General features: G+C 54.8%; 1 protein-coding gene. It reads right to left on the bottom strand.

Annotated elements, in window-relative coordinates:
• Positions 1-1,025, bottom strand: a 1,025-nt coding sequence (tuf, locus tag ACQUTP_RS25665; protein ID WP_062914393.1) for an elongation factor Tu, incomplete at both ends; no start/stop codon positions are given.

Genomic DNA, 1,025 nt, shown 5'->3' on the forward strand with positions numbered 1-1,025 from the left:
TCGTCCATCGCGATCGGGTGGATCAGGGTAACAACCATTTTGATGTTGTCGCCCGGCATTACCATCTCTACGCCTTCCGGCAGTTCGATGGTGCCAGTCACGTCAGTTGTACGGAAGTAGAACTGCGGACGGTAGCCTTTGAAGAACGGAGTATGACGGCCGCCTTCGTCTTTGGACAGGATGTACACTTCAGATTCGAACTTGGTGTGCGGGTTGATGGTGCCCGGCTTAGCCAGTACCTGACCACGTTCGATTTCTTCGCGTTTGATACCACGCAGCAGAACACCTACGTTCTCACCAGCACGGCCTTCGTCCAGCAGTTTGCGGAACATTTCAACGCCAGTACAGGTGGTTTTCGCGGTTTCTTTGATACCAACGATTTCAACTTCTTCACCCACTTTGATGATACCGCGCTCTACACGACCGGTAACAACGGTACCACGACCGGAGATGGAGAATACGTCTTCGATCGGCAGCAGGAACGGCTTGTCAATCGCACGCTCTGGTTCCGGGATATAGGTATCCAGGTGGCCAGCCAGTTCGATGATTTTCGCTTCCCACTCTGCGTCGCCTTCCAGCGCTTTCAGAGCAGAACCACGAACGATCGGGGTGTCGTCGCCCGGGAAATCGTACTGAGACAGCAGTTCACGAACTTCCATCTCAACCAGTTCCAGCAGCTCTTCGTCATCAACCATGTCGCATTTGTTCAGGAACACGATGATGTACGGAACGCCTACCTGACGACCCAGCAGGATGTGCTCACGAGTCTGCGGCATCGGGCCGTCAGTCGCAGCAACAACCAGGATCGCGCCGTCCATCTGCGCAGCACCGGTGATCATGTTTTTAACATAGTCGGCGTGGCCCGGGCAGTCTACGTGCGCGTAGTGGCGAGTCGGGGTGTCATATTCAACGTGAGAGGTGTTGATGGTGATACCACGAGCTTTTTCTTCCGGCGCGTTATCGATCTGGTCGAATGCGCGAGCGGAACCACCGTAGGTTTTAGCCAGAACGGTAGTGATGGCAGC

The organism is Klebsiella sp. 2-CIP_Kleb., assembly GCF_050378715.1.
Classification (GTDB): Bacteria; Pseudomonadota; Gammaproteobacteria; order Enterobacterales; family Enterobacteriaceae; genus Klebsiella; species Klebsiella quasipneumoniae.